General features: G+C 65.8%; 6 protein-coding genes and 2 pseudogenes. All 8 read left to right on the forward strand.

Annotation, left to right across the window (positions count from 1 at the left end; translation table 11 throughout):
• Window positions 1-647 precede the first annotated feature (647 nt).
• A pseudogene (locus BLX41_RS37330) lies at window positions 648-1,718 on the forward strand (cache domain-containing protein); the annotation flags it as partial.
• Window positions 1,719-2,057: 339 nt separating this feature from the next.
• A pseudogene (locus tag BLX41_RS37335) lies at window positions 2,058-2,579 on the forward strand (methyl-accepting chemotaxis protein); the annotation flags it as partial.
• Between the two features lie 80 nt (window positions 2,580-2,659).
• The gene (locus BLX41_RS13585) at window positions 2,660-3,115 is read left to right on the forward strand and encodes an SRPBCC family protein (protein WP_123725302.1); all 456 of its coding nucleotides are present in this window, start codon (window positions 2,660-2,662) and stop codon (window positions 3,113-3,115) included.
• Window positions 3,116-3,199: 84 nt separating this feature from the next.
• Window positions 3,200-4,948, forward strand: a complete 1,749-nt coding sequence (locus BLX41_RS13590) for a copper resistance system multicopper oxidase (RefSeq protein WP_123725303.1) — start codon at window positions 3,200-3,202, stop codon at window positions 4,946-4,948.
• Window positions 4,938-5,942: a copper resistance protein B gene (locus BLX41_RS13595; protein ID WP_123725304.1), complete on the forward strand. Its 1,005-nt coding sequence runs from the start codon at window positions 4,938-4,940 to the stop codon at window positions 5,940-5,942. The genes BLX41_RS13590 and BLX41_RS13595 overlap by 11 nt, the downstream gene beginning before the upstream one ends.
• A 154-nt stretch (window positions 5,943-6,096) precedes the next feature.
• Window positions 6,097-6,546 carry a DUF411 domain-containing protein gene (locus BLX41_RS13600; protein WP_123725305.1) on the forward strand — a complete coding sequence of 150 codons (450 nt, stop codon included), beginning with the start codon at window positions 6,097-6,099 and terminating at the stop codon, window positions 6,544-6,546.
• Complete coding sequence (locus BLX41_RS13605) at window positions 6,543-6,980, forward strand: YqaA family protein (RefSeq protein WP_123725306.1); 438 nt, start codon at window positions 6,543-6,545, stop codon at window positions 6,978-6,980. The genes BLX41_RS13600 and BLX41_RS13605 overlap by 4 nt, the downstream gene beginning before the upstream one ends.
• 221 nt (window positions 6,981-7,201) lie before the next feature.
• Window positions 7,202-8,155 carry a D-2-hydroxyacid dehydrogenase family protein gene (locus BLX41_RS13610; protein ID WP_123725307.1) on the forward strand — a complete coding sequence of 318 codons (954 nt, stop codon included), beginning with the start codon at window positions 7,202-7,204 and terminating at the stop codon, window positions 8,153-8,155.
• The last annotated feature ends 33 nt before the right edge of the window (window positions 8,156-8,188 follow it).

Consider the following 8,188-nt stretch of genomic DNA (forward strand, 5'->3'; position numbering starts at 1 on the left):
CCCACCTGGCTCAACAGCTGCCGCACCTTGGCACTTTGCGAGACCGGTTTGGAAGAACCACTGCCACCGCCGTCCCGAACCAACAGACCCGCCTTGCTGGTCCAGCCTCCAACGTATCCGATTGCCATGCTGACACTCCTGTAGTCCGGCTTGCCAATCCCCCTGTTCAGCCTGGCTCAGAGAGGACCGGAAAAGTCTTATCTGGCGTCTGAAACTGGGCGCAAGCCGTGTTGAATCATCTGAATGGGCGCAAGTATCAACGCCAGGACGACTTCCCAACAACGCTTTATTTCCGCAATTTACAATTTTTGTACAAACTCGACACAATTAGCCCAAAGGCCCGATTTAAGCGGCGCCGGCTGTTTGCGCAACCCTCAAACCGTCATCTTTTCATGCCCACGGTTGAACCGTTCAGCCGCTGCCGGCCCCTCCTGCGTGTCACCTGCGACACCTTTTTTCAACACCCTCGAACTTTTTTGGACGAGCGTACTAAAGAGCGGAAAAATCGCGCCGACATCCTGTGGATGCCCCGACAAGGCTCACCCTCTCCAAATAATAAAAAACGCTCGGTAAGGACAGGTCCCATGCCCGCTTTGCGCACGATTCAAGCCCGCTACACGCTCTTTCTGGTCCTGTTCATAGTCCTGATGCTGGTGCTCACGGTAGTGGGGATCAGCCAACTGGTGGCGCCCAAGCTGCGCCATACCGAGGAGCAAGTGGCCCTCAACCGCATCGCCGAAGTGGCGCAGCGCATCCAGGGCGAGTTGAACAAGGTCCAGGCCCAGCAACGCAGCATCACCCAGACCATTCCCCTGCTCGACAGCGACAGCATCGACAAGGTCCTGCCGGGCCTGGTGGACCAGTACGGCGAGCAGAAGGTCTTCGGCGGCGGGATCTGGCCGCTACCCGGCCAGCGTACCCCGGAGCGCAACAAGCACAGCACCTTCTGGCACCGTGATGCGTCCGGCAAGCTGGTGGTCAACACCTTCTGGAACAGCGACCCGGCGCCCAACTACTACGACCAGTCCTGGTACAAGGGCGGCATGCAGACCGCTCCCGGCCAGTGCGCCTGGGCCGCGGCCTACAAGGACGACGCCAGTGCCGAGCCGCGCACCAACTGCGCCATGGCCATCCGCCGCGACGGCCAGCCCTGGGGCGTCGCCACCATCGACGTGACCCTGGGCTTCTTCAACGACCTGGTCGCCCGTCAGGAGAAGGAGCTCGACGCCGAGATGCTGATCATCGAAGCCGACGGCAAGATCATCAGCAACAGCTCGCGGATCAATGGCCCGATCGTGCTGAAGAACATCCGCGAACTGGCCGCCGGCTCGCCCTTCGCGGCCCAGGTCCAGAGCGCTCTGGAACGTCGCGACAACAGCGCGCAACGCATCGAGTTCGATAACGCCGGGGTGCCCAGCACCTTCTTCATGCGCGCCATCGAAGGCACTCCCTGGTTCCTCGCCAGCGCCCTGCCCACCCACCTGATCACCGCCCAGCGCGACGACGTGCTGAGCACCCTGAGTCTGTTGCAGATCCCCATGGTGATCCTGCTGGTGCTGCTGCAGGTCTATGCGATCCGCCAACTGGTGCAGCGGATGAAGGTCCTCAAGGGCAATATCGATGCCCTGGCCACCGGCGACGCCGACCTGACCCGACGCATCGTGATCCGCGCCGAGGACGAACTGGGGGCCATCGGTCACTCGGTCAACCACTTCATCCAGTACCTGCAGAACATGATCGGCGAAGTCACCCAGGCCACCGAGGCCATGGCCGGCAGCCTGGCGCAGTTGCAGCAGACCTCGAATCACAGCCAACAGATCCTGCTGCGCCACGCCTCGGAAACCGACCAGACAGTGACCGCCATCACCGAAATGAGCAGCACGGCCGACAGCGTCGCAGCCAACGCCGCCCAGACCGCGGACTTCACCCGACGCGCCAACGAGCATGCCGAACACTCGCGGGTGGTGGTGGGCGAAGCCTCCGGCAGCGTCATTGCGCTGATCGACGAAGTGGCCGATGCCACCCACAAGGTCGAGGCCATGCAAGCCGACGCCCAGCGCATCACCGAGATCCTCGGGGTGATCGGCGCCATTGCCGGGCAGACCAACCTGCTGGCCCTCAACGCTGCCATCGAGGCAGCCCGGGCCGGGGAACAGGGACGCGGCTTTGCCGTGGTCGCCGACGAGGTCCGGGCCCTGGCCGCGCGGACCCAGGACAGCACCTCGCAGATCAATGAAATGCTCAGCCGCCTGACCCAGGGCGTGAGCTCCTCGGTCAGCGCCATGGAAAACACCCAGGCCAGTTGCCAGTCCGCGGCGGACGCCACGGCCCGGGTCAACAGCGGCCTGGACGAAATGGCCGACTCGGTGAACCAGATCAACAGCCTGAGCACCCAGATTGCCACCGCCGCCGAACAGCAAAGCGCGGTGACCGAGGAGATCAACCGCAGCATGGTCAGCATCCGACACATGGTCGAGGAATTGGTGGAGAGCGCCCGGGCCGGTGAAAGCAATACCCAGAGCCTGTTGCAGGCCAATGCCCGGGTCAGCCACCTGATGAGCCGCTTCAAAGTCCGCTGAACGGTCTGCCCCCGCCGCTGGCGACGCGCCACGGCGGGGCTATATTTGCAGCCTCAGGTCACAAGGAAGTGGGAGGCATCATGGGTCAGCGCCAATCACATCTGCTGCAAGAGCGGATCAACCATGAGCTGTTTATCCAGGCCGATATCGACACCGTCTACTACTACGTGACCCAGCCGGAGCGCTGGCCGGAGTGGCACCCATCCTGCCTGCGGGCCGACACCGGCCTTTGTGGCTCGCTGCCGGCGGGTCATCGTTTCAGCGAAGTCATGAACCTGCTGGGGGTACAGATCCCCATGAGCTATCGCGTGCTGGTGGCAGTGTTTCCCAAGGAGTTCAAGGCGGTCTTCAGTTCCGCGGCTCTGGACGGCACTGTCCAGTACCAACTGAGCAAGCAAGACGACGGCACGCTGTTCCGGCACACCCTGGACTACTACACCGACCTGCAACTGAGCGGTCTGCGCTCACGCATGGAGCAGCTCTCGGTCCAGGCCCTGGGCAATCTCAAGCAACGTCTGGAGCACCCGGACGACTGACAAATCTGTAATGCCCGCCTCAGTTTCCTGACAGCCAGCGCTGATTAGAGTCCCGCCAATCCGCTGACCGACTGGAAGCCTGCCATGCCCCTCCCCCCTTCAAGACACAGCCCGTCCCGCCGCACCTTCGTCAAGGCCTTGACGGCCGGAGGCATCCTCGCCGGCCTGGGCCTGTGGCGCAACCCGGTCTGGGCCATCAGCAGTCCGGGTCAGCCCGAGGTCGCGGTGGGCACCGACTTCGACCTGTCCATTGGCCAGTTGCCGGTGAACTTCAGCGGCCGACCGCGCCAGGCCATGACGGTCAACGGCAGCCTGCCCGGCCCCCTGCTGCGCTGGCGCGAGGGCGACCGGGTCACCCTGCGGGTGCGCAACCGCCTGCACCAGACGACTTCGATCCACTGGCACGGGATCATCCTGCCCACCAACATGGACGGTGTGCCCGGCCTGAGCTTCGAGGGCATCGAGCCCGGCGGCCTGTACCGCTATTCATTCCCGGTCCGCCAGCACGGCACCTACTGGTACCACAGCCATTCCGGGCTCCAGGAGCAATTGGGGGTCTACGGTCCGCTGGTGATCGACGCCCGGGAGCCGGAACCCTTCAGCTACGAGCGCGACTACGTGGTGCTGCTCTCGGACTGGAGCGACGAGGAACCGGGGCAGATCCTGCGCACCCTGAAGAAACAGTCCGACTACTACAACCACCACAAGCGCACCCTGGGCGACTTCATCGAGGACGTCAGCCGCGACGGCTGGGCAGCCACGGTGGCCGAACGCTCGATGTGGGCACAGATGAACATGACCCCCACCGATCTTGCCGACGTCAGCGGCGCCACCTACACCTACCTGCTCAACGGCCAGGCACCGGACAGTCACTGGACCGGGCTGTTCCGCCCCGGCGAACGCCTGCGCCTGCGGCTGATCAACGCCTCGGCCATGAGCTATTTCGACCTGCGCATCCCCGGCGTGCAGATGACCGTGGTCGCCGCCGACGGCCAGCACGTCGAGCCTGTGACCGTGGATGAACTGCGCATCGCCGTGGCGGAAACCTACGACGTGCTGGTGCAACCCGGCGCCGGTGCCCACGCCCTGTTCGCCCAGGCCATGGATCGCAGCGGCTATGCCCTGGGCTCCCTGGCCAGCGCCCCCGGGCTCAAGGCCACGGTGCCGCCCATGGACCCGCGCCCGCTGCTGGGCATGACGGACATGGCCATGGGCGCCATGGATCACGGGGCAATGCCGGGCATGGACCACGGAGCCATGGCCGCTATGGAGCACAGCGCGATGAACGCCACGATCAGCCACCCGACCTCGGAAACCAACAACCCCCTGGTGGACATGCAGGCGGTGAACCCCATGCCGCGCCTGAACGATCCGGGCATTGGCCTGCGCGACAACGGCCGCCGGGTGCTGAGCTATGCCGACCTGAAAAGCACCTTCGCCGACCCCGACGGCCGCGAACCGAGCCGGACCCTGACCCTGCACCTGACCGGGCACATGGAAAAGTTCGCCTGGTCCTTCGATGGCATCCCCTTCGCCGAGGCCGCCCCCCTGCGCCTGCAGTACGGCGAGCGGCTGCGCATCGAACTGGTGAACGACAGCATGATGGCCCACCCCATTCACCTGCACGGTCTGTGGAGCGACCTGGAGGACGAGCACGGCCGCTTCCAGGTGCGCAAGCACACCATCGACATGCCGCCGGGCACCCGCCGCAGCTACCGGGTCACCGCCGATGCCCTGGGACGCTGGGCCTACCATTGCCACCTGCTGTACCACATGGAAAGCGGCATGTTCCGCGAAGTCCGGGTCGAGGAGGCACGCCACCATGAAGCTTGATTACCCCCGCTTCACCCGGCAGCCCGGCGTCGGCCTGGGACTGGGCCTGCTCCTGCTGGCCTGGCCCTGGGCACCGGCACAGGGCGAGTCGATGCCGGGCATGGACCATTCCAGCATGCCCGGGACCGCCATGGGCGCCATGGATCATTCGCAGATGCCCGGCATGCAGGCGCCGACACAGGGCCAATCGAAGCCCGGCGTGGCCCACTCCACCATGCCCGGCCACGCCATGGGTGCCATGGACCACTCGCAGATGCCCGGCATGCAGGCGCCAGCCCCCACACAAAGCCACACACCGATCCCGGTGCTGAGCGATGCCGATCGGGCGGCGGTCTACCAGGGCCCCAGCGGCCACATCCACGGCCCGGCGCTGAACACTTTCCTGCTGGTGGACCAGTTGGAATGGCAGGACGCCGACCCGGGTGGCAGCGTCGCCTGGGAGGTCGAGGGCTGGGTCGGCGGCGACCGCGACCGGCTCTGGCTGCGCAGTGAAGGCGAACGCACCCGGGGCGTGACCGAGCACGCCGAGCTGCAAGCCCTGTGGGGCCATGCCATCGGCCCCTGGTGGGACCTGGTGGGCGGCCTGCGCCAGGACTTCAAGCCCGGCGCGCCGCAGACCTGGGCCGCCCTGGGGCTGCAAGGCATGGCCCTGTACAACTTTGAAAGCCAGGTCACCGCCTACCTCGGCGAGGACGGCCAGGCCGCCCTGCGCCTCAAGGGTGACTACGACCTGCTGCTGACCCAGCGCCTGATCCTCCAGCCCTCCGCCGAGGTGAACCTCTATAGCCGCAACGACCGGCAACGGGGCCTGGGCGCGGGCCTGGCGGACAGTGAGATCGGCCTGCGCCTGCGCTACGAGATCCGCCGCGAGTTCGCCCCCTATATAGGGGTGACCTGGAACCGCAGCTACGGCCGCAGCGCCGAGTACGCCCGGGACGAGGGCGAGCTGGACACCGCCCCGCGCCTGGTCCTGGGCCTGCGCCTGTGGTTCTGAAGGCCACAACCGCTGGCCAGCCTTGGTATCACCTTGAAACAAAAGCCGGCGGCGGCCTGCAAAAAAAACCGCAAAATGCACCACCCCGAGCGTGCAACCGCAGGTGGCCGGCCATGCCACCCTTCCTTATTGATCAGCGACAAAGAGACTTTCGATGAACACCTCACTGCGTCTGGCGGCCCTGTCCGCCCTGCTGATCAGCTCCCTGGCCCAGGCTGGAGAACTGATTCCCATCGACGTGCACCGCGACGCCAACTGCGGCTGCTGCAAAAAGTGGATCGAGCACTTGCAGGACAACGGCTTTGCCGTGACCGACCACGTGGAAAGCAACATGAGCGCGGTCAAGCAGCGCTTGGGCGTCGCTCCGCGCCTGGGTTCCTGCCATACCGCGGTGATCGACGGCAAATTCGTCGAGGGCCACGTGCCGGCCGAACAGGTGCTGGCCCTGCGCAAGCGCGATGACCTGCTGGGCATCGCCGCCCCGGGCATGCCCATGGGCTCCCCCGGGATGGAAATGGACGGCATGGGCGCCGATGCCTTCCAGGTCATCGGCCTGACTCGCGACGGCCAGGATGTCGTAGTAGCGGACTACCCGGCGCGTTGATCGCCAGCGCCTACCTCGGCCTGTTTCTCGCCGCCTTCGCGGCCGCCACCTTGTTGCCCCTGCAGTCGGAAGCGCTGCTGGTCGGCCTGCTGCACAACAGCCAGCTGGCGGTACTGGGGCTCTGGCTGGTGGCGACCCTGGGCAACGTCCTGGGCTCCCTGGTCAACTGGTGGCTGGGGCGGCGCATCGATACCTATAAGCACCGCCGCTGGTTTCCCGTCAGCCCGCGTCACCTGGAGCGGGCCCGAGTGCACTACCAGCGCTACGGCCACTGGACGCTGCTGCTGAGCTGGATGCCCGTGATCGGCGATCCGCTGACCCTGGTGGCGGGCGTCATGGGTGAACCCCTCAAGCGTTTCCTGCTGATCGTCAGCCTGGCCAAGGGCGCCCGCTACGCAGTGCTGGTGTGGCTGACCCTGGGCTGGCTCGGCTGAGCCACGCCCACGCACACGCCCCCCCGTAGGAGCTGGCTTGCCAGCGAAAGCGCCCTCAAGATAAACGCCAACCTCACAGACCTCTTCGCCGGCAAGCCGGCTCCTACACCGTTGGCCAAGGCTTTTTGTAAATGGAACCCGTGGCCAATCTGCGACATGATCGGCTGCGTCAACAGGCCCCGCCAGGCCAGCTGAACCGCCCCCCAGAAAGGAGCCTGAACATGGCTGTACAGATTGCGGTCATCGATGATTGGCAAGACGTGGCCCACGACGCGGTGGACTGGTCGGTGCTGCAAGGCATTGGCCAGGTCAGCTTTCTGCATGACTACCCGGCGGACCACGCCACCCTGGTCCAGCGTCTGCAACCCTTCCAGGTAATCTGCCTGATGCGCGAGCGCACGGTGTTCGACGCAGCCCTGCTGCAAGGCCTGCCCCAACTCAAATTGCTGCTGACCGGCGGCATGCGCAACGCCGCCATCGACCTCCAGGCCGCCACGGCCCTGGGAATCCAGGTCTGCGGCACCGACAGCTACAAGCACGCCGCCCCGGAACTGACCTGGGCCCTGCTCATGGCCCTGACCCGCAACCTGCTCAATGAAGCCAACGCCCTGCGCGCAGGTGGTTGGCAACAGGGCCTGGGGGGCGACCTGCACGGCAAGACCCTGGGCATTCTCGGCCTGGGCAGCATCGGCCAGCGGGTGGCGCAATTCGGCCAGGTGTTCGGCATGCGGCTCATTGCCTGGAGCGAGAACCTCACCGCCGAGCGCGCGGCCATCGCCGGAGTAACCCTGGTCAGCAAACAGGCATTGTTCGAGCAGGCCGACGTGCTCTCGGTGCACCTGGTACTCAGCGAACGCAGCCGCGGCCTGGTGGACGCCCAGGCCCTGGGCTGGATGAAGCCCGAGGCCTTGCTGGTCAACACCGCACGGGGCCCGATCGTCGATGAGGCGGCCTTGATCGCCGCCCTGGAACAGGGCCGCCTGGCGGGGGCCGCGCTGGATGTGTTCGCCCGGGAACCGTTGCCCGCCGACCATCCGTTCCGGCGTCTGCCCAATGTCCTGGCCACGCCCCACATCGGCTATGTCAGCCGGCAGAACTACCGGCAATTCTTCACCCAGATGATCGAGGACCTGCAGGCCTGGCACGCCGGCCAGCCGATCCGTCCGCTCAACTAGACGCAACACCGCAAGCCCCTCATGTGGCGGCCT

This window comes from Pseudomonas protegens, from assembly GCF_003732485.1.
In the GTDB taxonomy this organism is placed as follows: domain Bacteria; phylum Pseudomonadota; class Gammaproteobacteria; order Pseudomonadales; family Pseudomonadaceae; genus Aquipseudomonas; species Aquipseudomonas protegens_B.

What these genes read in the sequence shown, in the direction of transcription:
- BLX41_RS13600 (WP_123725305.1), top strand. Translation starts at nt 6,097, where the DNA reads ATGAACACCTCACTGCGTCTGGCGGCCCTGTCCGCCCTGCTGATCAGC.
- BLX41_RS13595 (WP_123725304.1), top strand. Translation starts at nt 4,938, where the DNA reads ATGAAGCTTGATTACCCCCGCTTCACCCGGCAGCCCGGCGTCGGCCTG.
- BLX41_RS13585 (WP_123725302.1), top strand. Translation starts at nt 2,660, where the DNA reads ATGGGTCAGCGCCAATCACATCTGCTGCAAGAGCGGATCAACCATGAG.
- BLX41_RS13610 (WP_123725307.1), top strand. Translation starts at nt 7,202, where the DNA reads ATGGCTGTACAGATTGCGGTCATCGATGATTGGCAAGACGTGGCCCAC.
- BLX41_RS13590 (WP_123725303.1), top strand. Translation starts at nt 3,200, where the DNA reads ATGCCCCTCCCCCCTTCAAGACACAGCCCGTCCCGCCGCACCTTCGTC.